This window comes from Mesorhizobium sp. WSM2240 (assembly GCF_040438645.1).
Lineage (GTDB): Bacteria > Pseudomonadota > Alphaproteobacteria > Rhizobiales > Rhizobiaceae > Allomesorhizobium.
On record NZ_CP159253.1, the window covers coordinates 2,154,980 to 2,181,561 of the forward strand.

Here is a 26,582-nt window from a genome sequence, read left to right on the forward strand (position 1 = left end):
GGATGATGACCGGCTTTATTCTCGCCATCGACCAGGGGACGACGTCCAGCCGCGCCATCGTCTTCGACGGCTCGATGAAGCCCGTGGGCTCCGGCCAGAAAGAATTCGCCCAAAATTTTCCGGCTTCCGGCTGGGTCGAGCACGATCCGGAGGAGATCTGGTCGACGGTGGTCTGGGCAGTGAAAGAGGCCCTGAAGAAGGCCGGCCGGGCGGCAAGCGACATTTCTGCGATCGGCATCACAAATCAGCGCGAAACCGTTGTGATCTGGGACAAGACAACGGGCGAGCCGATCCACAACGCCATCGTCTGGCAGGACCGCCGCACAGCCGAGCTTTGCCAGAAGTTGAAGAGCCAGGGGCTGGAGCCGAAATTCACCCAAAAAACCGGGCTGCTGCTCGACCCTTATTTTTCGGGGACGAAGATCGCTTGGCTGCTGGATAATGTTGATGGCGCGCGCAAACGTGCCGAGGAAGGCGAGTTGCTTGCCGGCACAATCGACAGCTTTTTGATCTGGCGGCTGACCGGCGGCAAGGTGCATGCGACCGACGCCACCAATGCCTCGCGCACGCTGGTCTACAACATCGAGAAGAACGAGTGGGATGCCGAGCTTCTCGACATCCTGCGCATTCCGGCGGCGCTTCTGCCCGAGGTGAAGGATTGCGCCGATGACTATGGATTCACAGAAAAATCCCTGTTCGGCGCTGAAATCCCGATTATGGGAGTGGCCGGCGACCAGCAGGCGGCGACGATCGGCCAGGCATGCTTCGAGCCGGGCATGATGAAATCGACCTACGGCACCGGCTGCTTTGCGCTGCTCAATACCGGCGGCGATCTCTGCCGCTCGAACAACAGGCTTCTGACCACCATCGCCTACCGGCTGAACGGCCAGACCACTTATGCCTTGGAAGGCTCGATCTTCGTCGCCGGGGCGGCGGTCCAGTGGCTGCGCGACGGGATCAAGGTGATCGGCAAGGCGGAGCACAGCGGCGAACTGGCGGCGAAAGCCGACGAAACGCAGAACGTCTATCTGGTGCCGGCTTTCGTCGGGCTCGGCGCGCCGCATTGGGACGCGGATGCGCGCGGCGCGATCTTCGGACTGACCCGCAACACCGGGCCGGCAGAATTCGCCCGAGCGACGCTGGAATCGGTCGCATTCCAGACCCGTGACCTGCTGGACGCGATGAAGAAGGACTGGAAGAGCGGCAACGGCAAGACGGTTCTGCGCGTCGACGGCGGCATGGTGGCGTCGGACTGGACGATGCAGCGGCTGGCCGATCTGCTCGACGCGCCGGTCGACCGGCCGACCATCCTGGAAACCACTGCGCTCGGCGCGGCCTGGCTCGCCGGGTCGCGTGCTGGCGTCTGGCCGAATGCAAAGGAGTTTGCTGAAACCTGGGCGCTCGACCGGCGGTTCGAACCGAAAATGGACGAGGCTCTGCGTTCGAGCAAGCTGAAGGGCTGGCGTGACGCGGTCAGGCGTACGCTGAGCCATTGATCGGAGCTGTATCGTGAAAAACCCGCGCCGGGGCGGCGCGGGTTTTTCGGATCAGCTGAACGCGGTCCGATCAGCTATAGGGCGAGTAGCACTGCCTGCGCGGGCCGTTATAGGGCTGAAAGGTGTTGTCGTAGGCGCGATACGAGCGGTAGCGATCGTAGCACCACTGGACATGAGCATTGCCGCCGCGCACGACCACTCTCGGGCTGTCGTTGATCGCGCCGCTGATGATCGCACCTGCCGCGAAGGCGGCCAGCGGGAACCAGAAGTCGCCATGGCGGCGATAGCCGGGGCGATAGTCGCGGTAGCCGCGGTGACCTCTGTACCAGCCATACCTGTCATTACGATCCCGACGGAAAGCGCGCCTGAATTCGCGCCGGTCACGACGATCCCGCCGTGCCTCGCGGCGGAAGTCGCGGCGCAACTTGCGCCACTTCCGCTCCTGCATCACCTCACGGCCGCGCGACTGGACCTGGATGACGTCGGATTGAGCAACCGGAGCCTGAGGGACGAACACCGGCGCGGCGTTTACCGGCACGGCCGACGCAATCGCGAAGGACGCGGCCAGCGTTGTGGCGCAAAGGCCGGATAGAAGTTTTCTCATGAGCTTTCTCCTCATAGGGCTGTGCCTGTCCCTTATGGCGGTTGAACGACCGAGCCATGCCATGGTTCCGGTAAAAACGCCAAGTTACTGATCTGTAATGTCTCTTGCCGCCGCAGGGGAACCGGCGATGGGGCCTCGCGCGAGCGCTGCAAGCCGGAGCTTTTTCCGGTTGACCGGCCTGAACACTCTCCCTATGTTCCGCCGCACTTTCGAAGGGCGCTTGAGCGCCCTGAAAGCCGGCAGCCACAGAGCGCCTGACCTCGATGGTTCTGCCGTTGAACCGGACGGCTAGGTCAGGCGCATAATCTGCGCAACAGCTGCGGCGAGTGGTGAGGGCGGGTAGCTCAGTGGTAGAGCATTCGACTTTTAATCGAATGGTCGTGGGTTCGATCCCCACCCCGCCTACCAGGCTAGCAGTTCACGACAAGCCTGCGACACGGCGCCCGGCCACGCAATGGTGATTGGAGACGCATCGGCCGAGCGTCTATAGGCGGACAGACAAGTCACGCGGCAGGCAATATGGCGATCGATATAGGGTTTCTCAGCGCAATCGGGGCGGGCGCGATCTCGTTCCTGTCGCCGTGCGTATTGCCGCTGGTGCCGCCTTATCTCTGCTATATGGCAGGCGTGTCGGTCGAGGATTTCCGCGCCGATGCGAGCGCGGCTGGTAAATCCGGCACCCGCACCGCGCTGCTTGTCACCTCATTCGCCTTCGTGCTCGGCTTCACCACGGTTTTCGTAGCGCTCGGCGCCGGCGCTTCCACCATCGGCCGGCTGTTGCGCGTCTGGCAGGAACCGTTGGCGATGGCGGCGGGCGTCCTCATCATCCTGATGGGCCTTAATTTTCTCGGGGTCCTGCGCATTCCGTTCCTGTCGCGCGAGGCGCGCTTCAAGTCGCAGGGAAAGCCCGCCAGCACGCTTGCCGCCTATGTCATGGGCCTCGCCTTCGCCTTCGGCTGGACGCCCTGCATCGGGCCGGTTCTCGGGCCGATCCTGACGCTGGCGGGCGGGCGCGAGACCGTCGGCGAGGGCGCGGCTCTGCTCGCCGCCTACTCGCTCGGGCTCGGCATTCCCTTCCTCGTCGCCGCGCTGTTTTCAGGCGCGTTCATGCGGTTTCTCGGGCGTTTCAGGGTCCACCTCGGTCGCGTGGAAAAGGCGATAGGGGCGATGCTGGTTGTGGCCGGCGTGTTTTTCCTCACCGGCGGCATGCAGGCGGCATCCTACTGGCTGCTGGAGACTTTTCCGGCGCTGGGGCAGCTTGGCTGAGCAGCTGATCAAGAGTCAGCTGCTCCAGGCATCGAAATCCAGCCTCATTGGAAGGCGATGCGAGCGGTGCTAGAAATATGCACGAATCCCGTCCTCGCTCCGGATGCTCCATGACAAAGAGAACCTGCCTGTCGATCATTCTTGCCGCCGGTGAAGGCACGAGGATGAAGAGCGCGCTGCCCAAGGTGCTGCACAAGATTGCTGGCCTGCCGATGGTCGCGCATGTCGCCAAGGCGGCCGAATCAGCCGGCGGCGAGATCGCGCTGGTCATCGGCCATGGCGCCGACCAGCTACGTGCGGCCGCGCAGTCCTTCGCCCCCAACGCCGAAATATTCGTTCAGGAGAAGCGGCTTGGCACTGCACACGCGGTTCTCGCCGCGCGCGACGCCATCGCGAAAGGCTATGACGACCTTCTGGTGATGTTCGGCGACACGCCGCTGATAGAGGCCGACGCGTTGCTGCGGGCGCGGGCGGGGTTGGAAAATGGCGCGGCTGTTGTTGTTGTTGTCGGCTTCCGCACCGCCGATCCGACCGGCTATGGCCGGTTGATCGAGGAGAACGGCGCGCTTGTCGCCATTCGCGAGGAAAAGGACTGCACGGAAGCCGAGAGGAAGATCGGCTTCTGCAATTCCGGCATGATGGCGATTGCCGGAGAGCATGCATTGGCGCTGCTCGACGCTGTCGGGAACGCCAACGCCAAGGGCGAATACTATCTCACAGATATCGTCGAGATCGCCCGTAAACGCGGTCTGCAGGTCGTGGCGACCGAGGCGAGTTTCGAGAATGCGCTGGGCATCAACAACCGCGCCGAACTGGCCGAGGCCGAGGCGATCTGGCAGCGCCGCCGCCGCCGCGCAATGATGCTTGCGGGCGTGACGCTGATCGCGCCCGAGACTGTTTTCCTTTCGCACGACACCGAGATCGACGCGGAAACGATCGTCGAGCCCAACGTGTTCTTCGGACCCGGCGTGAAAGTTGCCTCCGGCGCGAAGATCCACGCCTTCTGCCATCTCGAAGGAGCGGAGATCGGTGCGGGTTGCGATGTCGGTCCCTTCGCCCGGCTGCGTCCTGGCGCGAATCTCCGCGAGAAGGCGAAAGTGGGCAATTTCTGCGAGGTCAAGAAGGCCGTCATCGAGCCGGGCGCGAAGGTCAACCATCTGACCTATATCGGCGATGCGCGCGTCGGCGCGGGGGCGAATATCGGAGCCGGCACCATCACCTGCAACTACGACGGCTATTCGAAATTCTTCACCGATATCGGCGCCGGCGCATTCATCGGATCGAATTCCTCGCTGGTTGCGCCGGTATCGATCGGGGCCGGCGCCTATGTCGCCTCCGGCAGCGTGATCACCGAAAGCGTGCCTGACGACGCGCTCGCTTTCGGCCGTGCGCGGCAGAAGACCTTGCCGGAAAAGGGGCGCGAGTTGCGCGAACGGCGGGCCGGCGCAGCGAAGAAGTAATTCGTCGGGCAGATGACCGGCTGCGGCCGGTCTGACATGAAAAGTCACCGAAAGTGACTTTCGCCGGGACGCCGGACTTCTTAAACAGCGACTTGGGTTTGGGCGTAAACGGGGGCTGGGCATGTGCGGTATCGTCGGAATTGTAGGCCGCGCGCAGGTGGCGCCGCTGATCGTCGATGCGCTGAAACGGCTGGAATATCGCGGCTATGATTCGGCGGGCGTCGCAACGGTCGCGGCCGGCGAACTCGGGCGCAGGCGCGCCGAGGGCAAGCTCGTCAATCTCGAACGGCGGCTGAAGGACGAGCCGCTCGACGGCACGATCGGCATCGGACACACGCGTTGGGCCACGCATGGCGTGCCCAACGAAACCAACGCCCATCCGCATTTTTCCCACGGCGTGGCGATCGTCCACAACGGCATTATCGAGAACTTCGCCGAGCTTCGCGCCGAACTCAAAGCCGACGGTTTCGAATTCGCCTCGCAGACGGACACGGAAGTCGTCGCCCATCTCGTAGCGCGCGAACTCGCCCGCGGCATCGGACCGGTGAAGGCGGCGCATCTGGCGCTGAAACGGCTGGAAGGCGCATTCGCGCTCGCGATCATGTTCCAGGGCGACGAAGACCTGATCATCGGCGCTCGCAACGGGCCGCCGCTGGCCGTCGGCTATGGCGAGGGCGAGATGTTTCTCGGCTCCGACGCGATCGCGCTGGCGCCCTTCACCGATTCCATCACCTATCTCGAGGATGGCGACTGGACGGTGGTCCGCCGCAACGAGGTCGGAATTTTCGACATGGACGGCAATCCGGTCGACCGCAAGCGCCAGCAATCGCTGAGCACCAGCTACATGGTCGACAAGGGCAACCACCGCCATTTCATGGAAAAGGAGATCCATGAGCAGCCGGAGGTGATCTCGCACACGCTGGCGCACTATCTGGATTTTGCCGGCGGCGTCTCGCGACAGCTCGACCTGCCGTTCGATTTCGCAAAACTCGACCGGCTCGCCATCTCGGCGTGCGGAACGGCGTTCCTGAGCGGTCTCATCAGCAAATATTGGTTCGAGCGCTTCGCGCGCCTGCCGGTCGACATCGATATCGCCTCGGAATTCCGTTACCGCGAAATGCCGATTTCGCCTGACAGCGCCGCGCTCTTCGTCTCGCAGTCGGGGGAGACAGCCGATACGCTGGCCTCGCTTCGCTATTGCCGAAAAGCCGGTATCCCGATCGGCGCGATCGTCAATGTCCGCGAATCGACGATCGCGCGCGAATCTGATGTCACGTTGCCGACGCTGGCCGGCCCTGAGATCGGCGTCGCCTCCACCAAGGCGTTCACCTGCCAGCTTTCGGTGCTGGCGTCGCTGGCCATCCGCGCCGGTGTCGCCCGTGGCAATATACCGCCGGAAAAAGAAAGGACGCTGGTGCGCGAGCTTTCCGAAGCGCCGCGCTTTGCCAGCCAGGTGCTGCGTCTCGACAAGCAGATCGAAAAAGTGGCGCGCGAGCTCGCGCACTATAAGCACGTGCTCTATCTCGGCCGCGACACCAACTACCCGCTCGCCATGGAAGGCGCGCTGAAGCTCAAGGAAATCTCCTACATCCACGCCGAGGGCTACGCCGCCGGCGAGTTGAAGCACGGGCCGATCGCGCTGATCGACGAGAACATGCCGGTCATCGTGATTGCGCCGCACGACCGCATCTTCGAAAAAACCGTGTCGAACATGCAGGAAGTGGCGGCGCGCGGCGGCAAGATCATCCTGATCACCGACAAAAAGGGCGCTTCGCTTTCCTCCGTCGAAACGATGGAGACGATCGTGCTGCCCGACGTGCCGGAGATCATCGCGCCGATTATCTACGCATTGCCGGTCCAGATGCTCGCCTATTTCACGGCTGTGTTCATGGGCACGGATGTCGACCAGCCGCGCAACCTTGCAAAGTCGGTGACCGTCGAATAGGCCCGCCGGCCGGGCATGCAATTCGGTTGTCCTTCGCCGTCAATCCCGTCTAGATAAGTGCAGTGCACAAGTCTTGGCGGGGCAAATGTCGGATCACACAGGCTCACATCCGGGGATAACGAGGCTCAGGAATTATTTCCTGACCGGCTTCGTCGTCTGCGCCCCTTTGGCGATCACCGTCTACATAGCGTGGTCGTTTGTCGGCTGGGTCGATTCCTGGGTAAAGCCCTATGTGCCGGCGAGATACAATCCGGACAGCTATCTGCCGTTCGTCATTCCCGGTTTCGGGCTGATCGTGGCCCTGGTCTTGATCACGCTGATCGGCTTCCTGACCGCCAATATCATCGGCCGCACCATCGTGAACTATGGCGAGTATTTTCTCGACCGAATGCCGCTGGTGCGCTCGATTTATCGCGGCCTGAAGCAGATTTTCGAAACGGTGCTTTCCAACAAGGCCGACAGCTTTCAGAAGGTCGGCCTGATCGAGTATCCGCGTCGCGGAACCTGGGCGGTCGTTTTCATTTCGAGCGAAAAGGAGAACGAGGTCCACGACAAGCTCAAGGGACACGCGGACAACATGATCGCCGTCTTCATGCCCTCGACGCCGAACCCGACCACCGGCTTCCTGATGTATGTGCCGCGCTCGGATGTGGTTGAACTCTCGATGTCCGTGGAGGAAGCGGCCAAGCTGGTGATATCGGCGGGTCTGGTCGCGCCGGAAGACCACAAGAAGACCAAGGCGCTTGCAGACGAAGCTCGCGCGATCAGGCCGGCTGCGAATTCTTCCGTGCCGGAAACGGATCAGCCGGCGCGCAAGAGCCGCACCGCCTCGTCGCGTCCGAAAAGATAGAGCAGCATCCTGACCGCCTGGCCGCGCTCCGATTGCAGGTCCGGATCGCGCGACAGAAGAAGCCGTGCATCGTCGCGGGCGATCTCCAGCAGATCGGCATGAGTGTCGATGCGCGCGACCTGGAAGCCCGGCGTGCCCGACTGGCGGGTGCCGAGCAACTCGCCTTCGCCGCGCAGCTTCAGATCTTCCTCCGAGATCAGGAACCCGTCCTCGGTCTCGCGCATCACCGATAGCCGCCGTGCGGCGGTTTCGCCGAGCGGCGCCTGGTAGAGCAGAACGCAGGTCGACGCCTTCGAACCCCGGCCGACGCGCCCGCGCAACTGGTGCAGTTGCGCGAGGCCGAAGCGCTCTGCGTGTTCGATGACAATGATCGTCGCGTCCGGCACATCGACGCCGACCTCGATGACGGTGGTGGCGATCAGGATGCGCGTTTCGCCGTCTTTGAAGGCGCGCATCGCCGCATCCTTTTCCGCGCCCTTCATGCGGCCATGCACAAGCCCGACCGCATCGCCGAACATCGGCTGCAGCGAGGCGAAACGCTCTTCCGCCGCCATCAGTTCGACTTCTTCGGACTCCTCGACCAGCGGGCAGATCCAGTAGACCTTCTGGCCGTCGGCGACGGCGTCGCTTATGCGGCCGATCAACTCGTCCAGCCGCTCCAGGGGGAGGGTGACCGTGCGGATCGGCTGGCGACCGGCCGGCTTTTCTGTGAGTTTCGAAACTTCCATGTCGCCGAAGGCGGTAAGCACCAGCGTGCGCGGGATAGGCGTTGCGGTCATGACCAGCATGTCGGGTGCGTCGCCCTTGGCGGTGATCGCAAGGCGCTGGTGCACGCCGAAGCGATGCTGTTCGTCAACGATTGCCAGACCCAGATCGCTGAACCGCACGCTTTCCTGGAACAGCGCATGCGTGCCGAGTACAATATCGATCTCGCCGCTTTCAAGCCCGGCAAGGATTTCGGCGCGTTCGCGGCCCTTTTCCCGGCCGGTCAATACCGCGCTTTTCAGTTCTGCCGCTTCCGCCAACGGCGCGATGGTCGCAAAGTGCTGGCGGGCGAGGATTTCGGTCGGCGCCATCAGCGCCGCCTGCCGCCCTGCCTCGACGGCGCGGCCCATCGCCATCAGCGCAACCACCGTCTTGCCCGAACCGACATCGCCCTGCAAAAGCCGCAGCATGCGCTCCGGCTTGGCCAGATCGTCGTTGATCTCGGCCAGCGCCTGTTCCTGCGAATTGGTGAGCCCGTAGGGCAGGGCGTTGCGCAGCGCCGCCACGATCCGCCCGTCACCGGTGAGCGGCCTGCCCGAAAGCCTGCGCACCTTCGTCCGCACCAGCGCCAGCGATACCTGCCCAGCCAGGAACTCGTCATAGGCGAGGCGTCGCCACGATGCGCTGTCGGGCGAGATGTCGATCGGGTCGGAAGGATTGTGGAGCCGCCTCAGTGCCTCGGCGAAGCTTGGAAAGCTCTGGCGGCGCGCTACATCCTCATCCAGCCATTCGGGCAGCGCTGGCACGCGCGCCAGCGCCTGGGCGATGGCCCGGCGCAGTACCTTTGCCGAAAGCCCGGCCGTCAGCGGATAGACCGGCTCGACCAGTGGCAGGTTTTCAGCCTCGTCGGCGCGCGCAATATGGTCCGGATGGACCATGGACGGGCGGCCGTTGAACCATTCCATCTTGCCGCTGACGACCATCTTTTCGCCGACCGGCATGGATTTTTCCAGCCAGGCATTGTTGGCGTGGAAAAAGGTCAGCGCGATCTCGCCGGTATCGTCATGCGCAAACACCCGGTAGGGGACCGATTTGTTGCCGCGCGGCGGCGGCTGGTGTCGGTCGATGCGCACGTCCAGCGTCACGATCGCGCCTTCGGCGCCATAGGCTATGCCCGGCCGGCTGCGCCGGTCGATCACCGAATGCGGCAGCGTGAACAGAAGGTCTCCGGCGCGCGGCTCGCGGTCGGAGACATCGGCCGGAACGATCCTGGCGATCAGCTCGCCGACTTTCGGGCCGACCCCGGCAAGCGAGGTGACCGGCGCGAAAAGGGGATCGAGAAGGGACGGGCGCATGATGTCAGCTTATGCGGCGGCGAGGCATGTGCAAGGCTGACACGCCGATCCATCCACGCTATATGCGCGCCAGACCAAATGGATGGCACTTATGAGCGGCACGACGCGGTCAGGCGCGGAACTCGATGCGCGGCGGCGCAAGCTTCTGTTCCGCTCGTGGCATCGCGGCATCCGCGAGATGGACCTGATTCTCGGCGGTTTCGCGGACTGCGCCATCGCCGAACTCTCCGACCGTGAGCTTGACGAATACGAGACCCTTCTTGAATTGCAGGACGCCGACATTCTTTCGTGGATCACCGGTGAACAGCCTGTCCCGACCACCCATGACACCCCACTTTTCCGGAAAATCGCGGCCTCGCGCCCGGCAATGAGCATCTGAGCATCTAAGATGAGCCTTATCGATCCCATCGGCCTGCCGAAAGGCCGTCCCGGTCTGTTTGTGGTCGACGGCGTCGCCGACGGCTATGAAGCCTTCGCGCTGGCGGCCGCCGCCGGCTAAATAGCCGGCGACCGGCCGATCCTTTTCGTCGCGCGCGACGGCCAGCGCCTGCCGGCCATCGTCGATGCACTGGCCTTTGCTGCGCCGGACCTGCCGGTGCTCGAATTCCCGGCATGGGACTGCCTGCCTTACGACCGGGTTTCGCCCGGTTCGGACGCGGCCGCGCGGCGTCTCGATGCGCTCGCCGCAATGATCTCGCTGGCAAAGAACCCGCACCGAGCCGTGGTGCTCACCACGGCGAACGCGCTGCTGCAGCGCATCCCGCCTGCCGAAATAATCGAGGCGCAGACCTTCCATGCCCGGCCGGGCAATCAGATCGACATGAAGGAGATGATCGCGCGACTGGAGAATTCAGGTTTCGACCGCGTTCCGACCGTGCGCGAAGTCGGCGAATTTGCCGTGCGCGGTGGCATTCTCGACCTTTACGCGCCAGGTTCGCCGGAAGCGCTGCGGCTCGATTTCTTCGGCGACACGCTGGAATCGATCCGCTCCTTCGACGTCGCCACCCAGCGCACCACCGGCCAGCGCAAATCCATGACGCTGCAGGCGATGAGCGAGGTGGCGCTTACGCCCGACACGATCAGCCGCTTCCGCCGCTCTTACATTGACGCGTTCGGCGCGCCGTCTCCCGATGACGGGCTCTACGCCGCCGTCAGCGAAGGTCGCCGCTTCGCCGGCATGGAGCACTGGCTGCCGCTGTTTTACGAGAGGCTGGATACGGTGTTCGACTATCTGCCGGATGCGCCGGTTGTGTTCGACCATCTGGCGCGCGAAGCGCTCACGGAGCGCCATACGCTGATCGAGGACTATTACGAGGCGCGCAAGAGCCAGGCCGGTGGCATGCTGAAGGAAGCCGTACCCTACAAGCCGGTGCCGCCGTCGACGATGTATCTATCGCCCGATGATGTGAGCGCGGCTCTGCCCGGCCGTGCGTCGGTCGAGTTCACGCCCTTTGCCGCCCCCGATGCAGGGTCCGCGAAGATCTATCACGCCGGTGCGAAGGATGGCCGCGGCTTCGGGCTCGAACGCGCCGATCCGTCGGCAAATGTGTTCGAGGAGGTGGTGAAATATATCGGCGATTTGCGGGCTGCGCGCCGCCGCGTGATCGTTGCCGGCTGGACGGAAGGTTCGCTCGACAGGCTGGGCCAGATTCTTGCCGAGCACCACCTCGGCAACATGAAGGCTGTCGCCACGCTCTCCGAGGTGGAAAAGCTCGAAGCGGGACAGGCGGGCTTGGCAGTGCTGCCGCTGGAAACGGGCTTCGAAACGGAAAAGCTCGTCGTTGTCGCCGAGCAGGATATTCTGGGCGACCGCTTGGTGCGCCGCTCGAAAAAGCGCAAGCGCGCCTCCGATTTCATCGCCGAGGCCTCAGCGCTGTCGGCGGGCGACATCGTCGTTCATGCCGACCACGGCATCGGCCGCTTCATCGGCCTGCGCACCATCGAGGCGCTGGGCGCACCGCATGACTGTATCGAAATCCACTATGCCGGCGACGACCGGCTGTTCCTGCCGGTCGAGAATATCGAGCTTTTGTCCCGCTATGGTTCGGATGCCGCCGAAGCTACACTCGACAAGCTCGGCGGCGGCGCGTGGCAGTCTCGCAAGGCGAAACTGAAGCGCCGGCTGCTCGAAATGGCGGGGCAACTGATCCGGCTTGCCGCCGAGCGCCAGATGCGGGCCGCGCCCGCGCTCAACCCGCCCGAGGGCCTCTACGGCGAATTTTCCGCGCGTTTCCCGTACGAGGAAACCGACGACCAGCAGCGCGCCATCGATTCGGTCATGGACGACCTTTCCGCCGGCAAGCCGATGGACCGCCTGATCTGCGGCGATGTCGGCTTCGGCAAGACCGAGGTGGCGCTGCGCGCGGCCTTCATCGCCGCCATGGAAGGTTTTCAGGTCGCGATTGTGGTGCCAACCACGCTGCTTTCGCGCCAGCACTTCAAGACATTCACCCAGCGCTTCGCTGGGCTGCCTCTGGTGGTCCGCCAGGCCTCGCGGCTGGTCGGCTCGAAGGAGCTGGCCGAGACCAAGAAAGGTGTCGCCGAAGGCACGGTCGACATCGTCATCGGCACCCATGCGCTGCTCGGCAGCTCGATCTCGTTCAAGAATCTCGGCCTTCTGATCATCGACGAGGAGCAGCATTTCGGCGTCAAGCACAAGGAGCGACTGAAGGACCTGAAGACCGACGTGCATGTGCTGACGCTGTCGGCGACGCCGATCCCGCGGACGCTGCAACTGGCGCTCACCGGCGTGCGCGAACTGTCTCTGATCGCCACGCCGCCGGTCGACCGCATGGCGGTGCGTACCTTCATCTCGCCCTTCGACCCGCTGGTGATCCGCGAGACTCTGCTGCGCGAGCGCTATCGCGGCGGCCACAGCTTTTATGTCGTTCCGCGCATTGCCGATCTGTCGGAGATTCATCAGTTCCTTCAGGAGCAGGTGCCCGAACTCAAGGTCGCCGTCGCCCATGGCCAGATGCCGCCCGGCGAACTCGACGACATCATGAACGCCTTCTATGATGGCCAATACGACGTGCTCCTGTCGACGACCATCGTCGAATCCGGCCTCGACATCCCGACCGCCAACACTCTGATTGTGCATCGCGCCGACATGTTCGGCCTGGCGCAGCTTTATCAGCTTCGTGGCCGCGTCGGCCGCTCCAAACTCCGCGCCTATGCGCTGTTTACGCTGCCGGCCAACAAGAAATTGACCGACACCGCCGACCGCCGCCTGAGGGTGCTTCAATCGCTCGACACGTTGGGCGCGGGTTTTCAGCTGGCAAGCCACGACCTCGACATACGCGGCGCCGGCAATCTGCTCGGCGAGGAGCAGTCCGGCCATATCAAGGAGGTCGGCTTCGAGCTTTACCAGCAGATGCTGGAGGAGGCGGTGGCCGAAATCCGCGGCACCGGCGAGGTCGTCGACGGAGGCTGGTCGCCGCAGATCGCGGTCGGCACGGCGGTTATGATCCCGGAAAGCTATGTGCCCGACCTGCAGCTGAGGCTGGCGCTCTACCGCCGGCTTGGCGATCTGGAGTCGACCGAGGAGATCGATGGCTTCGCCGCCGAACTGATCGACCGCTTCGGGCCGCTGCCGGAAGAGGTGCAGCACCTGCTGAAGATCGTCTTCATCAAGGCGTTGTGCCGCAAGGCCAATGTGGAAAAACTCGACGCCGGGCCAAAGGGCGTCGTCATCCATTTCCGCAAGCGCGAATTCCCAGACCCGACGGCCCTTGTGCGCTATATCGGCGAGCAGGGCTCGATGGCGAAGATCAGGCCGGACCAGAGCGTTGTGTTCATCCGCGACTGGCCGAACGCCGACAAAAGGCTGGCCGGTGCGGCTGTGGTGATGACGCAACTGGCGCGGCTGGCGACGAAAGCCGCGGCTTAGCGAGCGAGTCTATCCAGGCCCCCGCTTCGGATCGGGGAACAACAGCGCCCGAGCGCCGCTGCGGTCGAACGGCTTCCATTGCCCCTCCGGTTGCGCCAGGCGGTCGGAAACCGCGAACACCGCGGCCGGATGATGACCAAGCCCGCAATGGCTGGCGTGGACCTCAATGTTCTCGGCAATCGCGCTCTCCCTCTCCACGCAATTCTGCCAGGCGCAGATCCCGTCGCTGCGGCTGAAGATCGCTGTGGTAGGCACCGGCGGCGGCAGGCCGAGCGGGCCGCCGAGATGGCTTTCGCGGTCGTCAACCTTATGGCCCGATTTGCGTTCGTAGAGCCTCCAGGCGTTGGTGTGGCGCGGATCGCCGCTGAACGGGCTGCCCAGCGTGATCACGCTGCGCACCTCGTCCGGCGCCACTTTCGCCAATTGCCGCGCGTAGATGCCGCCGAGGCTCCAGCCGACGAGGCTGACCCTGCGGCCGTGCGTGTCGGCGAGTTGCTTGACCCGGTCGAGCATCTTTTCCTCGACGCCCGGCCGCGGGCCGAAATTGCGGCCCTGCTCCCAGCCGAAGGTGGCGTAGCCCTTCGATCTCAGGAACATCCGCAGCGGCAAGGTCACGCTGTCGCCGGTGATGAGACCGGGCAGCACCATCACCGGGTGGCCGTCGCCGCGCGGCGCAAGCGCCGTCAGGAGCGGCAGCGCGGCGATGAACCCGCCAAACTCGGGCAGGGTGCGAAGTTCGAGCGCGAAGAGCAGCCTGGAAGGCGGTTTCAGCGTCTGTTCGGTTATCGTCATTCCGTTTCCGGTCGAATGTCTTTGGGTCGAAATGGCCGGGTTCAACTCCCAATTTACGAGTTTGTTTCGCCAATCGCACGGTTTTGATGCAGGGCTGCCTGGGTCGAAATGGTGCTGCGCCGTGCTCCTTGCAATAGTTTGCCGGGAAATCGAAAAGTGCGGGACTGTTTTAGGAAGCCGGCCTCGGGTGCGACGCTTCCGCGGACAACGCGCACCTGCGTTCGAACGCTGTGTCCATAGATGCGTTCATGAAGTTGGTCAGGAAGACCATCAAGCTTAGCCACAGCATGCGATGGCGATCTGTGGCATTGGCCGCAATGTGAAGATTGTCACAGACAATCTGGCGCCGGAATGAGAAATCCGGGACCGTGAGCAGTCCTTTCAGGCGTGCGGGTCAACGTCATCTGCGAAATATCCCGTGCAGTTAGGTGCTGCTCCTTCCGGAGCACGAGCAGACGATGGGCGAAGTTCTGTTTTTCGAACCGCAGCGTTTCGGGCAGCGGCATGCAGCGGCCGGCGATCGAGACTTGCCGTCGACCGCGGTGGTCATCATTTTCCCCGGTGTCCGTTACGAGCGCCTGGACGAGGCTGATTTGCACGCGCATCCCAAGCCTGGAAAGCGAATGTCCGACAAGTCCAAGCCGCGCCCCTCCCGTCGTTGACGGATTGCCGGAGCTCTCGACCACAGGCTGAACTGCCTATGACGGCGGAGCCGGAGGCGGCAGTCCCAATTGCGGATTTGCCGCGCAGTTTTCTCTGAATCCGCCTCAGCAGATACGGGACATCTCCACAGATGGAGCTTTTCTTATGCTTCAGCTACATCTAATGTCTTGAACGAGGAGTAAGGAGGAGCGGGGCTCCAAGCACCGGCCCTCCTTTTTGATGGGAATTTAGCTTGAAGCCGGGGACGACACCCGGTCTTAAAGATGCCCGGAAGGGGTGAACCGATGGCTGATTGGCACTACACCCGTCAGCTAGCTACCATCATTTCAATAGACGCGGTTGGCTTTTCGCGGCTGATGGGCCTCGACGATGTGTCCGCCGTGGCCGCGTTCGAGGAACGACGCAACATCATAATCGAAAGCTGCGGCGTGTTTGGCGGCAGGACGTTCGGCGCGGCCGGCGACAGCATCATGGCGGAATTCGGCAACCCAATCGAAGCGCTGCGCGCCGCGTTCCATTTTCAGGACAGGATCGCCACCCTCAACGCCTCGGCGGACGACAATATGCGGATGCCGTTCAGGGCCGGCATCAACACCGGCGACGTTATCGTCCGGGACGACTGCCTCTATGGCGACGACGTCAACATCGCGGCCAGGATCCAGGAATTCGCACCTCACAACGGCATCGCAATCTCGGAAACCGCCTGGCAACATGTGAAGGACAAGTCCACGGCCGAGTTTACCGATCTCGGCGAATTCCTGCTCAAGAACATCGCCCTGCCGGTTCGCGTGCTGATCGCAGCCCGTGGTGGAAATGGAGGAGCGCCGGCCAGGCCGCGAATGCTCAGCCATCTGGCAGCTTCCCCGCAAGGACATCTTTCAAGCGGCCCTCCTGCAATCGCGGTGCTGCCGTTCCGCAACGACAGCAACGAGCGCGACATCGATTACATTGCCGACGGCATCGCCGAAGACATCATTTACGGCCTGTCCAACACAAGATGGATCTCGGTGATCGCCAAGAGCTCCAGTTTCCAGTTCCGTGATGACGCGCTTGGCGCCCCGGCGATCGGCAATGTGCTCGGCGCCCGCTACGTGGTTGGCGGCGGATTGGGCCGCAGCGGCGGGAATATCCGGCTGAATGCAAGCCTGGTGGATGCGTCGAACGGCAGGCTGGTGTGGTCGCGGCGTTTCGAACGCGAACTGGTCGACATTTTCAAGCTGCAGGACGAGATCGGCAGCGAGATCGTCTCCATGCTCGAAAAGGAGGTCGACCGGGTCGAGCAGACGCGCACTTTCCAGGTGCCCTGGGAAAGCCTGGAAACCTGGCAATTGGTCCGGCGAGGCCGCTGGCACATGAGCCGTCGCACGCGCAAGGACACGGAACTCGCCCGCGAATTCTTCGAAAAGGCCTATCTCGAGGATCCCAATTCCAGCGCGGTTCTCAACGAACTGGCCTGGTGGCACTTCTGGCGCGCCTGGCTTCGCTTCGGCGACAGCGATGAACTCGAGAAGGTTACCAGCTATGCGCGCAAGGCGCTGCTTGTGGACAGCCAGGATGCGCGCCCACATGCATATCTCGGTGTCACCGACATCATGCGTGGGCAGCCGAAATCGGCGCTCGACCATCTGGAGGATGCGCTTCACATCAATCCCAGTTTCGCCTTTGCGCGGTCGGCCAAGGGCAGCGCCCATCTTCTTCTGGGGGAAGCCAGGAAAGCGATCCCGCTCTTTCAGGACGTGGAGCGGTTGAGTCCGTTCGACCTTTACGCTTTCCACAATCTGGGAGAACTGGCCGTCGCCTATTGCTTCATCCATGACTGGACTTCGGCAATCGAAACGGCCGACCGCTCCCTCAGCCTTTCGCCCGGCTATTTCTATGCGAGGTTCGCCAAGATCGGCGCCCTGATGCGAAGCGGCCAGCGCGAGGCGGCCGTGCGGGAATTGGCGGTATTCCAGACCAGGCATCCGGACTTCTCCAGTCAGCGGGTGGGCTGGATTCCGTTCGTCGACAAGGCAGCGAATGAGTTTCTGATCGAGAATTTCGAGATGGCGAGAATGGCTGCGCCGCACGAGGGAAACCGCCTGCAAATCGAGGATGCCGGCCATTTGTGAAACTGTTCACATACGCGGGGGGCTAGCGTTTCTATGTCAACTCTGACTGGCATTGAGTGACTAAGGCGCTCGGGGGTGGCGGATGGCTGGAATCAAGTATTTCGAAGGGGTCCGCGAAGCGCAGAAGGCTCAGAAGCCGCTTTCGGAATTGCCGAAATTCGACTTCGGGCGGCTTCGCTCCAAAGGACTGGCGAGCAGGATCACAGGCTGGCTTCTTGAGGACCCCCGCTGGGCGTTTTCGCTGCTCCGGCGGTTCTGGCCGATCGTCCGTATCGGCAATTTCGTTCTGGTGACGAGGAACGACGACGTCCGCGACATTCTCGAGCGTCAGAACGAATTCGAAACGCCGTATGGCCCCGAGATGAGCGAGATCGCCCGCGGCTCGAATTTCATTCTCGGCATGCAGGATGGTCCCGACTATCGGCGGATGAAGTCGTCGGTGCTGAGCGCGTTTCCGCCGGACGAGGTGGAAGCTGCCGTCAGGCCGATAGCCGCCCGCCATTCGCGCGAGATCATGACCCGCGCCGCTCCGGGTTTCGACGCTGTGCGCGACCTTCTGAAGATCGTCCCCGTGCATATCTGCCGGGAATATTTCGGCATGTTGATAGACGACGAGAACGAGTTCGCCGACTGGTCGCTCGCGCTCAGCGCACTGTTTTTCTCCGATCCTGGCGGTAGTTCCACGACCCGCGAAACCGCGGTCGTCGCCGCGGACCGGATGATCAAGTCGATCGACCGATCGATCGAAGGCGTCAGGGACGGCAGGACAGGGAGCAACACGCCGTTGGGCAGGCTGGTCGCAATGCTCGATCGCGGGAAGCTTGCTCTCGGAGACATCCATTCGATAATGCTAGGGATGATCGCCGGGTTCGGTCCCACGAACCTGCTAGCCGGCGGCAATTGCCTGGACGTCATCCTCTCCCGCGCCGACGCCCGGGCGGCGGTGGAGCAGGCGCTTGCCGCCGGTGACGACGAACTGCTCGACCGGACAATTCTCGAGGCGATGCGTTTCAAGCCGATCTGGATCGGCCCGTTCCGCTATGCCCCCCGCGATACCGTCATCGCTAAAGGAACCCCTCGTGAGCGCGTGGTCAAGGCGGGAACGGTGGTTATGCCGGCGACGCTATCGGCGATGTTCGATCCCGACGCCGTGCGGCAGCCGGATACCTTCGATCCGACCCGCCCTTATCGGGACTACCTCGTATTCGGCCACGGCATTCATCTGTGCATCGGCTCGGCAATCGCCAGAATCCAGCTCGGCGAGAGCCTGCGCGCCCTGTTCGCGAAGAAAAACCTGCGCCGCGCCAAGGGCAAGGCCGGCAGGCTGACACGGATTGCCGCCTATCCGGACAGCCTGAAGGTCGACTTCGAACCGTCTCCTCTTTGCCGTGCGGTCAAGCATTCCATGGTCACGGTCGTCTGCCCGGTAAAGCCGGCATTGTCGCTCGCCGGCATACGCAAGAGGATCGCGGCTCTCGGCAATCCCGCCGGTCCGGAAATCCGCGCGGCGCTCGACGCGAGCGGCGTCATCCATTTCGCAAGCCTTGCCGTTGCCGCCACAGAAAACAGCAATGGCAAGCCGGATCGCGATGGCGCCCATCTGGTGCTCGAACTGTCGGGAGATGGCAGCAATGACGAGGTCATCGACGCCTTCGCCAGCCATGCCGGGCCTTTGGTTCGGGAGATTTTTGAAGCGGCCTGCAATTTCCCTGGAGATCAGAAGCTGACTGACTTCATGCGCAAGCATGCGGTGGAGATTTCTCCGTACTTCGGCAGCAGTGCCGGCCTTGTCTTCTCGGGCACGCCCGGATTCTCGGTCGGGCGCATCCACGCCGAGGCCGATCTGGCGGAGATGGCGCGGGCCGTTGTCGAACAGCCGCGGAGCAAGGCAGGAGCCGCCACGACGCTGCATGAAGTCAGGCAGCACATCAAGAAGAGCGATGATCTCTCCTGGGCGTTCGAGCCGGCGGAAAATCAGCTCGAAAGGCCGAAGGGAAGCCTCTGGCGAGCGGCGATCACCACGTTGAAGGCGCCAGCCGTACTCGCAACGGTTTTAGCCGTCCTGGCGGTCTGCAGCTGGATAACCTACACTTTCGTCTTCGGCTATGCGCCCGGCTTCTTCCGCAACCTGCTGGTGGCCGGCACCTCCCTCGTCCTGACGGTAATCGGCGTGACGTCGCTGATCACGATTTTCATCGGCCTCTGCTTCCTTTCGCTGCGCCGGCTTGAGAAGCGCGATGTGCCGAGCGACGAGATGATCGATCTTGCCTCGCTGGAGGCCATTCTCGAGCGCGAGGATCGGACCGCCCAAAACCATCTGACGGCGATTTCGACGATGAAGCACGGCACGTTGCGAAGGCTCGCACTGCGCCTTACCTTCTACCTGATTTCGATTTCCGCCCGGAAGGTCTTTCGGCCGGGGTTTCTCGCGGACATCAACACCATCCTTTTCGCACGCTGGGTGCTTGTGCCTGGCACGAACAAGTTGATGTTCTTCAGCAACTACGGCGGCAGCTGGGAGAGCTATCTCGAGGATTTCGTCGCCAAGGCGGCTTCCGGCCTGACCGGAGTTTGGAGCAACACCGAGGGCTTTCCGAAAACGCGCTGGCTGTTCCTGGATGGCGCCCGCGACGGCGACCGGTTCAAGCGATGGGCGCGGCGGCAGCAGATACCGACCCTGTTCTGGTATTCGGCTTACCCAGACCTCAACACCTCGCGGATACGCATCAACTCGAAGATCAGACAGGGCATAGCCTGTGCGACGGACAGCGAGGCCAATGACTGGCTCCGCCTTTTCGGCTCGATGCCGCGTCCCGAACCGGTAAAGGAGAGCGGCAAGCTGGTCGGTCTCTTCGAGCCTGTTCCGCCGCCGGTGGAAACGCTCGAGAGCGGCGAGATCCAATCTGTTTTCTTCAGCGCCCTCGGCTCGCTGGGGCATGCGCGCATGCTGGCTATCCGGATTCCGGAAAATCTGGGACGCGCCAAGCGGAAGGCATGGCTCGAATTCGTGACCGCCAGGACCAGTTTCGGCGAAGGCGTCCCGGCGGAGCGGGCAATGATGGTTGCTTTCGGACCGGACGGCCTTCGCCGCCTTGGGTTGGAAAGCGATCCCGATCATGATCCGCTGACCAAATTTCCATTGGCGTTTCGTCAGGGCATGGGCAGCGCGGCGCGGAGCCGCATTCTCGACGATGTCGGGGAAAGCACGCCGGAGAACTGGCAGTGGGGTTCCCCGGCCAAACCGGTGGACGCCGTAGTCGTCTGCTACGCGGCAAGTCCCGAAGCGCTGAAGGCGGATGTCGCCGGGTTCACGCGGCAGGTGAAAGCGGCCGGAATGGTCCTCGTGGCGCAACTGCCTCTTGCGATCCGCCGCAACGGCAAGAAGGCCGTGGAGCAGTTCGGCTTCGTCGATGGAGTGTCGCAACCGATCGTACGCGGGACGCCCCGCTCCAGCTCGTCGGTCGCTGCGCAGCATATCATCTCGGCCGGGGAATTCCTGTTCGGCTACCGCGACGAACATGGCTTCTACCCGCCCACGCCGACGGTGCGTCCTTCGCACGATAGATGCGGCGTCCTGCCGGCGCTCCGCGCGGACAACATCACGTCCGATGGCGCCGGGCTGCGTGATTTCGGCAGGAACGGGTCGTTTCTCGTCGTGCGGCAGTTTGAGCAGCACGTGGACAGCTTCAAGGAGTATTGCCGCGCGGCGGCGGAGAAAGAGAACGATCCGGAAATTACGCCACGCTGGATTGCCGCCAAGATGGTCGGCCGTTGGCCCGACGGCACCTCGCTCGTCCGCAATCCGGACGGACGCCCGGGGCGGAAACCCGACAATGATTTCACCTTCGGCGCTGAGGACCCGCAGGGACTGCGATGCCCGCTCGGTGCTCACGTCCGCCGTTCGAACCCGCGCGATTCGCTGGGGGAGGACCATGAAACGCAAATCAGGATCGGCAAGCGCCACCGGATCCTCCGCATCGGCCGCACCTATGAAAAGGAAAGCAGCGACGGGACCGAAAAAGGCCTGCTCTTCATGTGCCTGAATGCCGACATCGAGCGCCAGTACGAGTTCATGCAACAGACCTGGGTGTCGTCAGCCTCGTTTCACGGCTTGCTTGCGGAGAAGGACCCGACGATCGGAGCGCAAGTCGGCGAGGGCCGGTTCTCCATCCCGCGCTGGGAAGGCGCCGTTGTGCTCAAGGGGATTCCGAGTTTCGTCACCACGCGTGGCGGCGGTTATTTCTTTCTGCCAAGCCGCGGGGCGCTGCGTTATCTCGTGACGCGGCTGTAAATTCAGTCGTCTTCGGCATCGGCCACGTGGCGAAGCGCGCCCGGATTTTCGATGTGCAATCCGCCCCGCCGGATGGTGATGATCGAGCGGCTGCGCCAGTCATTGAGCGTCTTGTTCACGGACTCGCGCGTTGCCCCCAGGAATTCGGCGAGCTCGGATTGCGAGATCGGTATCCAGCCTGACGGGTCGGCCATGGTTCCCGACAAGAAGATCAGCCGTTTGGCGAGCCGCGCTTCGATTCCGAGGAATGCCTGATCGCCGAGCTCGCCGCTTATCCAGCGCAAGCGCGCGCACAGCAGTTCGATCATAGCGCGTGCGAGCGGCGGGTGTTTCTCTATCCGGTCGAACAGCTGCGCCCGGCTCAGTGAGACGAGTTCGCAGTCGGTGAGGCATCTCGCCGTCGCCGTGCGGGGACCGCCGTCAAGCACGGCGATTTCACCAACCAGACTTTGTGCGAGCTCGATGTTTGCGACGAGCTTTTGCCCGCCAGGCGAATAGATCGAGATCTCCACGGTTCCGGCGATGACCCCATATATGCGATCGGCGACATCTTCCTGGACAAAAAGATGCTGGCCGGCTGCATAGCGCTCGGCTTTGCATCCGCCGAACAGGAGTTCGAACAATTGTGGACTAATCCTCGCGAGCCGCGGCAACTCGCGAAGGTCATCGATTTTTGCTGCCGGAGAGGCGGCCATGATGGTTCCCTGTTGCCCTAGGATCTACCTTCTACGGCAAAGGGCGTCCCGATCAAAGGCCGTCATTTCGTCGGGAAGCGATGTCATTTCGCGGCACATGTGGTGAGCCTGCAGGATCCGGCGGCGCCTCGTCGCCGGCAATCGCCCTTGATCGGCGGATCGGTGGGCAGGCTCGGCGAGTGGACGGTGTCTTAGGGCAGACCTCGAAGGTGTTGATGCTGTCATAGCGTCTGATCCCTTCCGCCAGCCGGTATGTGGGATATTCCACAGACGGCACATAGAAGAAACTCCTACGTTTGCTCGACTTTCCTCCCGAAGGTCCACCTAAGCCCGGCCGACAACGCCCCGTTCGGCCGGGTCCATTTTTGCTTGGCCCGCATCGGCACGCGCGGGATCGATGTCGAGAAGGCGCTCGCCGAAAGCCAGCGTGTGGCGGGCGCTGCGCAACGCCCGCAGGGGCTGCAATAAAGGCTGCCAAGCCAATCACAGGGCAGACTGCGCCGATCACGCAGGCTTAGGATATGGCGTCCGGATCATCCCCAGCCACCGAAGCCTGGCGCGCCAACCGGGTGGGAAGCGAGCGCTAGTTGCATTCGACGGTGTCATTCGGCGTCACAACACAGCTGGGCCGACTCTGGCACCCCGCGAGTACAAGTAGAACGAACAGAAATAGCGATGCTGCCCTCAATAACCTCATCCCTGCCGATCGGTGATCGTGGTGACCGGTATGCTGGCGGAGGGAGTGGGATTCGAACCCACGGTGGGCTTGCACCCACGCCGGTTTTCAAGACCGGTGCCTTAAACCGCTCGGCCATCCCTCCAAGTGGTTGCTTTGGTTGCGCTTTTGTCGCATCTGCCATTCCGAAAGATGGCCATTTGCTACGCGCTTTGCAACTATTTGGCTTTTCGACTCGCGCTTATAGCTGCCTGCAACGCGGCGTCAACTTGCTCGGCGGCGTCCGCCTGCATTCCAGGCATGACGTGGCTGTATAAATCCAAGGTGATGCCGATCGTCGAATGTCCAAGCCTCTCGCTGGCAACCTTCGGGTGGACGCCGGCCGCAAGCATTTGCGAGGCGTGGGTGCCGCAGATCGTGGAAGCGGATACGGGGCAGGCGGTCTTGCCGAGGATGCGCACCTATTCGTATGTGAGCGAACGCGGTTGTATCGGCTGCCCGTCATATTGTGCGACCACAAAGCTATCGTCGTCGGGGCGAATGCCGAGGCGAAGCTGCTCTTCAGCTTGCCGCGCGCGATGCGCCTTCAGTTCGGCTAAGACCGTCGAGGACAACGATACGGTGCGGGCGCGGCCTGACTTCGGCTCTTTGTAGCGAACACCGTCCTTCGTCTGCTCGGCACTCTCCACCACGGACAACTGGCGCCGAAACCGTCATCTCCCGGCAGTTCGAGAGGAGGAAGCCGAGGCCTTCATCGCCAAGTGCGAGGCGATTGGAAGATCAGATCGCGGAACTAGCCCAGGAAGACAAAAAGCTCCTCGATGTGATCAAGGAGCGCTCGGAGCAAATCGAGCCGCGTGTGTTCTCCTCTCGGAAGAAATAGGCGGCTGTCGCCCCACTTCATCCAAGCCCATGATCTGGATAAGTTTTCGGCGCGTGTGATCGGACAGGTTCAACAGAATGTGGTTCCTGTCGCGATAGAGGAACTCGCCATCGACCTCGCTGACGCAGCGACCTCCGCGACACATATTGACATTGATCGGCAGGAACCGTGCGCCGGTTTCTTCCGCTGCCATCCGCAAGACCCTGTTTGTTGCTGCGTGGCGACTATACATATCGGCCGCAGTCATGAAGAGGTCTTTGTCGCGGCAACCCTCCCTTAGCAGGCCGGAAACCTTGGTCACGGCGCATGGATTGGGATCACGCTTGAAATAGGGAATGTCTGCCAGGAGGATCAGTTCGTGCCGGGATGCGTCTATTTCCCCGATGGTCTTCTTCAATCCAGATTTCATTAGCTGCAGCCCGAGAGGGGAGGAGCGCACCGTCGGATCACTGCTGTAGAGTGTGCCCGAAACCCCGGCCCAGGAAGCTGACATTGCGACAATGTCAGGCTGTTCACGGCGGATCCAATCGAGCGCCTCTCTTCGCGAGCGGCTGCATTTTTCCGAGTAATCGGGGTGTTTGGAATAGACGCGCCTGACCAGTTGGTTGTCGATGAAGGGCGGGCAAGCATGCCAAATCGCCATTGCGATACCGTTCTCTTTCCCCACGACATCGAGAAGCGGAGCCAAATGGACGGCGTTGCTATCGCCCCAAACAAGAGCCTTGCGCTCTGCTGTTTCCCACGTCGCCCCTACGACGCAGTACAGGTTGCCCTCTAGTCCTTCAATGTGAATGTTCTGGGGGCACGTCCACTTCCACATTTCCTGAAAGCTGCTCAGGGCATGGGCGTTGGCCGGCAGGCGGCTGACGAAACCCTCCGCTATCACGATAGTCGCCCCAAGGCAGGAGGCGGCTATGACGGAGAGGGCGCCGGCGCTCACCACCAGACGAGGGTCGCGCCGCCTCCCCATTGGCTTCTCCACAAACCGCCAAGATAGCCAGGAAAGCAGGAGAGAGACTGCGATCAGCGCGGCGGCTTCGGTATGGCTCGGCACGTCCCCATTCTTGTAGTGCCGGAAGAATACAAGCACCGGCCAATGCCATAGGTAGAGAGAGTAGGATAAAAGGCCGATAAAGACCGCAGGCTTTAACGAGAGCATCCTTGCGACTGCGGTGTGGCCGGATTTCGGCCAGATGACCAGAGCGGCACCTGCGCATGGATACAATGCCGCAAAGCCGGGAAACGGGTCGGCCGCCGAAATGGTGAGCATGCCCAGCAGGATTGCCCCTAAACCGGCCGTTGCAGCTCCTTCGGCAAGGATCCGATTTTTCAGCGGAGGAAGGAACACCATGAGCGCGCCGATCGCCAGCTCCCAAGAACGGGAAGGCAGCATGTAGAAAGCCACGTCCGGCTCCGTTCTGACCGCGTATTCCGCGTAGGCGAGACTGACGCTGATCATGGCGACCAGCAGAGCGCCAATCGCCTTTGTCGACTTTCGCGATAAGTAGGCGGCCTTTGCCAGCAATAGCGGCCAGACGAGATAAAACTGCTCCTCGACCGCAAGAGACCACATGTGGAGCAGAGGCAGCATGTCGGCCGCCTGATCGAAGTAGCCGGTATTATTCAGGAAATAGAAGTTCGCAATGCCGAGCGCCGAGTAGGCGGCTTGTTCGCCAAGCGCTTCATAGTCGCCGGGTATGAGAATGAAATAGCCGGCAACGATCGAAGCGATCAGCACAACGAGGAACGCTGGCAATATCCGACGCACGCGCCTGTCGTAGAAGCTAAGAAGCGAAAAGCTACCGCTCTTGATGTCTCTGTAAAGAAGCGAAGTGATCAGGTAACCAGAAATGACGAAGAAGACATCCACGCCCAGAAAGCCGCCCGGCAAAGCGCTGAATCCGTAGTGGTAAAGAACGACGGCAAGCACTGAAATGGCGCGAAGACCGTCAATGTCCGCGCGGTAATCGTCCCGTCTGGCAGTCAGCAAAGTTCGCGCCCCAACTGGCTTTCACCACGCTCATCTGGCGCAATCGAATGCGCCCAAAGCAGCGGCCACACTCCACTGACGATGATCTGCGCGTTCTCGCCTAACAGGACGGCGCAAAACCGCTTTTCGTCCGCCGACACGACCTCCCAGTAGCGAGCAAACCGGTCGGGACCGATCACCTTAACCAGACCTCCCGGAGACCATTCCTCCGGCGAATCCTCGACGTGCTTGACGTGAACGCATGTAAAGTGTGTCATTAGTGAGAAGCCCCCGGCATTAGGAGGGCGCACACAACCAGACCGAGCGCAGACGCGCAATCCACATCGAAAGCATCCGGCGAACACCGTAGGTATCTTACCGGAAAAGGTTGGGCGGCTCGGGGTTTACAAGACCGTCGAGCGAACAGTTCTTCCTGTGACGTGGTTCCCTGAACCGGCTTCCGCCGCGCCCGGCGCTCCTCTCGCACAAGCTTTCTGAAAATTCAACGCTGACCACGCTGCTGGCGTGCCCACCTCACCGCCTCTGCCCGGGTCGGCTGAGTAGGCGGCCGATCAGGCGGTCAACTGCGACTATGACGGCAATCATCACCAGCGCGCCCAGCCAAAAGCCAACATCTATGTAGGTGACCACTGGCATGCTCCTGAAGAAGCGCCCCCCATGCGCCGGGGGCACCTCTCGCACGCCCGCTCCTTAAATTCAACGCTGAATGGAACAGCAATGACCGTGCTCGCTTTGCAGCGGCGGCTGATCGCGCTTCGTCAACCGCGCAATTGGCGGCGAGCGTGGCCAGACCCCTTTGCGCTCGCGTTGCATCTGCTTCCGGCTCCGATTGCTTTCTGTGCCGACTGAACGGCCGTTCGCTCCGCGACACCCATCACTGCGCCGACGAACTGCGCAAGTGGCTTAACCGC

General features: G+C 62.5%; 16 protein-coding genes, 2 tRNA genes and 1 pseudogene. 11 read left to right on the plus strand and 8 right to left on the minus strand.

Annotated elements, in window-relative coordinates:
* The first annotated feature begins 5 nt into the window (after positions 1–5).
* Positions 6–1,496: a glycerol kinase GlpK gene (gene glpK / locus ABVK50_RS10355; RefSeq protein ID WP_353641651.1), complete on the plus strand. Its 1,491-nt coding sequence runs from the start codon at positions 6–8 to the stop codon at positions 1,494–1,496.
* A 70-nt stretch (positions 1,497–1,566) separates the two neighbouring features.
* On the opposite strand, the gene ABVK50_RS10360 is transcribed toward glpK, so the two are convergent.
* Positions 1,567–2,100, minus strand: coding sequence for a BA14K family protein (locus ABVK50_RS10360; RefSeq protein ID WP_353641650.1), 534 nt, complete (start codon positions 2,098–2,100; stop codon positions 1,567–1,569).
* Between the two features lie 333 nt (positions 2,101–2,433).
* Here ABVK50_RS10360 and ABVK50_RS10365 point away from each other — a divergent pair.
* The 5 genes from ABVK50_RS10365 (at position 2,434) to ABVK50_RS10385 (ending at position 7,621) form a co-directional block, all read left to right on the plus strand.
* Positions 2,434–2,508 (plus strand) — tRNA-Lys (locus ABVK50_RS10365).
* 111 nt (positions 2,509–2,619) lie between these two features.
* A complete protein-coding gene (locus ABVK50_RS10370) occupies positions 2,620–3,366 on the plus strand; it encodes a cytochrome c biogenesis CcdA family protein (RefSeq protein WP_353641649.1) in 747 nt (248 codons plus the stop codon).
* Between the two features lie 110 nt (positions 3,367–3,476).
* The gene (gene glmU / locus ABVK50_RS10375; protein WP_353641648.1) at positions 3,477–4,826 is read left to right on the plus strand and encodes a bifunctional UDP-N-acetylglucosamine diphosphorylase/glucosamine-1-phosphate N-acetyltransferase GlmU; all 1,350 of its coding nucleotides are present in this window, start codon (positions 3,477–3,479) and stop codon (positions 4,824–4,826) included.
* A gap of 121 nt (positions 4,827–4,947) precedes the next feature.
* Positions 4,948–6,771, plus strand: a complete 1,824-nt coding sequence (gene glmS / locus ABVK50_RS10380; protein ID WP_353641647.1) for a glutamine--fructose-6-phosphate transaminase (isomerizing) — start codon at positions 4,948–4,950, stop codon at positions 6,769–6,771.
* An 85-nt stretch (positions 6,772–6,856) separates the two neighbouring features.
* Positions 6,857–7,621, plus strand: a complete 765-nt coding sequence (locus ABVK50_RS10385; protein ID WP_353641646.1) for a DUF502 domain-containing protein — start codon at positions 6,857–6,859, stop codon at positions 7,619–7,621.
* Here the strand turns inward: ABVK50_RS10385 and recG are convergent.
* The gene (gene recG, locus ABVK50_RS10390; RefSeq protein ID WP_353641645.1) at positions 7,573–9,681 is read right to left on the minus strand and encodes an ATP-dependent DNA helicase RecG; all 2,109 of its coding nucleotides are present in this window, start codon (positions 9,679–9,681) and stop codon (positions 7,573–7,575) included. The two genes, ABVK50_RS10385 and recG, sit on opposite strands and share 49 nt — an antisense overlap.
* Positions 9,682–9,772: 91 nt before the next feature.
* Here recG and ABVK50_RS10395 point away from each other — a divergent pair, with 91 nt between their 5' ends.
* Positions 9,773–10,060, plus strand: a complete 288-nt coding sequence (locus ABVK50_RS10395; RefSeq protein WP_353641644.1) for a succinate dehydrogenase assembly factor 2 — start codon at positions 9,773–9,775, stop codon at positions 10,058–10,060.
* Positions 10,061–10,069: 9 nt separating this feature from the next.
* Positions 10,070–13,570: pseudogene (mfd, locus tag ABVK50_RS10400) on the plus strand (transcription-repair coupling factor).
* A 9-nt stretch (positions 13,571–13,579) separates the two neighbouring features.
* Here mfd and ABVK50_RS10405 read toward each other — a convergent pair.
* The gene (locus tag ABVK50_RS10405; protein WP_353641641.1) at positions 13,580–14,362 is read right to left on the minus strand and encodes an alpha/beta hydrolase; all 783 of its coding nucleotides are present in this window, start codon (positions 14,360–14,362) and stop codon (positions 13,580–13,582) included.
* Between the two features lie 458 nt (positions 14,363–14,820).
* On the opposite strand from ABVK50_RS10405, the gene ABVK50_RS10410 reads away from it, so the two are divergent.
* From ABVK50_RS10410 to ABVK50_RS10420, 3 genes are all read left to right on the plus strand, one after another.
* Positions 14,821–15,024 (plus strand): hypothetical protein, encoded by a 204-nt coding sequence (locus tag ABVK50_RS10410; protein ID WP_353641640.1) that lies wholly within the window; start codon positions 14,821–14,823, stop codon positions 15,022–15,024.
* Between the two features lie 285 nt (positions 15,025–15,309).
* A complete protein-coding gene (locus ABVK50_RS10415; RefSeq protein WP_353641639.1) occupies positions 15,310–17,136 on the plus strand; it encodes an adenylate/guanylate cyclase domain-containing protein in 1,827 nt (608 codons plus the stop codon).
* An 82-nt stretch (positions 17,137–17,218) separates the two neighbouring features.
* Positions 17,219–21,427 (plus strand): cytochrome P450, encoded by a 4,209-nt coding sequence (locus ABVK50_RS10420; protein ID WP_353641638.1) that lies wholly within the window; start codon positions 17,219–17,221, stop codon positions 21,425–21,427.
* 2 nt (positions 21,428–21,429) lie between these two features.
* Here ABVK50_RS10420 and ABVK50_RS10425 read toward each other — a convergent pair whose 3' ends face one another.
* From ABVK50_RS10425 to ABVK50_RS10445, 5 genes are all read right to left on the minus strand, one after another.
* Positions 21,430–22,122 (minus strand): Crp/Fnr family transcriptional regulator, encoded by a 693-nt coding sequence (locus ABVK50_RS10425; protein ID WP_353641637.1) that lies wholly within the window; start codon positions 22,120–22,122, stop codon positions 21,430–21,432.
* A 731-nt stretch (positions 22,123–22,853) separates the two neighbouring features.
* Positions 22,854–22,943: transfer RNA gene (locus tag ABVK50_RS10430), tRNA-Ser, on the minus strand.
* A 73-nt stretch (positions 22,944–23,016) separates the two neighbouring features.
* Positions 23,017–23,259 (minus strand): hypothetical protein, encoded by a 243-nt coding sequence (locus ABVK50_RS10435; protein WP_353641636.1) that lies wholly within the window; start codon positions 23,257–23,259, stop codon positions 23,017–23,019.
* A 366-nt stretch (positions 23,260–23,625) separates the two neighbouring features.
* Entirely contained in the window at positions 23,626–25,671 is a 2,046-nt protein-coding gene (locus tag ABVK50_RS10440) for an acyltransferase family protein (RefSeq protein ID WP_353641635.1), read from the minus strand.
* Positions 25,665–25,928 (minus strand): hypothetical protein, encoded by a 264-nt coding sequence (locus ABVK50_RS10445; protein ID WP_353641634.1) that lies wholly within the window; start codon positions 25,926–25,928, stop codon positions 25,665–25,667. Before ABVK50_RS10445 ends, ABVK50_RS10440 begins: the two co-directional genes overlap by 7 nt.
* Between the last annotated feature and the right edge of the window lie 654 nt (positions 25,929–26,582).

Excerpts from the sequence above, each read along its gene's own strand:
- glpK (WP_353641651.1), top strand. The coding sequence starts at position 6 with ATGACCGGCTTTATTCTCGCCATCGACCAGGGGACGACGTCCAGCCGC.
- ABVK50_RS10360 (WP_353641650.1), bottom strand. The coding sequence starts at position 2,100 with ATGAGAAAACTTCTATCCGGCCTTTGCGCCACAACGCTGGCCGCGTCC.
- ABVK50_RS10370 (WP_353641649.1), top strand. The coding sequence starts at position 2,620 with ATGGCGATCGATATAGGGTTTCTCAGCGCAATCGGGGCGGGCGCGATC.
- glmU (WP_353641648.1), top strand. The coding sequence starts at position 3,477 with ATGACAAAGAGAACCTGCCTGTCGATCATTCTTGCCGCCGGTGAAGGC.
- glmS (WP_353641647.1), top strand. The coding sequence starts at position 4,948 with ATGTGCGGTATCGTCGGAATTGTAGGCCGCGCGCAGGTGGCGCCGCTG.
- ABVK50_RS10385 (WP_353641646.1), top strand. The coding sequence starts at position 6,857 with ATGTCGGATCACACAGGCTCACATCCGGGGATAACGAGGCTCAGGAAT.
- recG (WP_353641645.1), bottom strand. The coding sequence starts at position 9,681 with ATGCGCCCGTCCCTTCTCGATCCCCTTTTCGCGCCGGTCACCTCGCTT.
- ABVK50_RS10395 (WP_353641644.1), top strand. The coding sequence starts at position 9,773 with ATGAGCGGCACGACGCGGTCAGGCGCGGAACTCGATGCGCGGCGGCGC.
- ABVK50_RS10405 (WP_353641641.1), bottom strand. The coding sequence starts at position 14,362 with ATGACGATAACCGAACAGACGCTGAAACCGCCTTCCAGGCTGCTCTTC.
- ABVK50_RS10410 (WP_353641640.1), top strand. The coding sequence starts at position 14,821 with ATGGGCGAAGTTCTGTTTTTCGAACCGCAGCGTTTCGGGCAGCGGCAT.
- ABVK50_RS10415 (WP_353641639.1), top strand. The coding sequence starts at position 15,310 with ATGGCTGATTGGCACTACACCCGTCAGCTAGCTACCATCATTTCAATA.
- ABVK50_RS10420 (WP_353641638.1), top strand. The coding sequence starts at position 17,219 with ATGGCTGGAATCAAGTATTTCGAAGGGGTCCGCGAAGCGCAGAAGGCT.
- ABVK50_RS10425 (WP_353641637.1), bottom strand. The coding sequence starts at position 22,122 with ATGGCCGCCTCTCCGGCAGCAAAAATCGATGACCTTCGCGAGTTGCCG.
- ABVK50_RS10445 (WP_353641634.1), bottom strand. The coding sequence starts at position 25,928 with ATGACACACTTTACATGCGTTCACGTCAAGCACGTCGAGGATTCGCCG.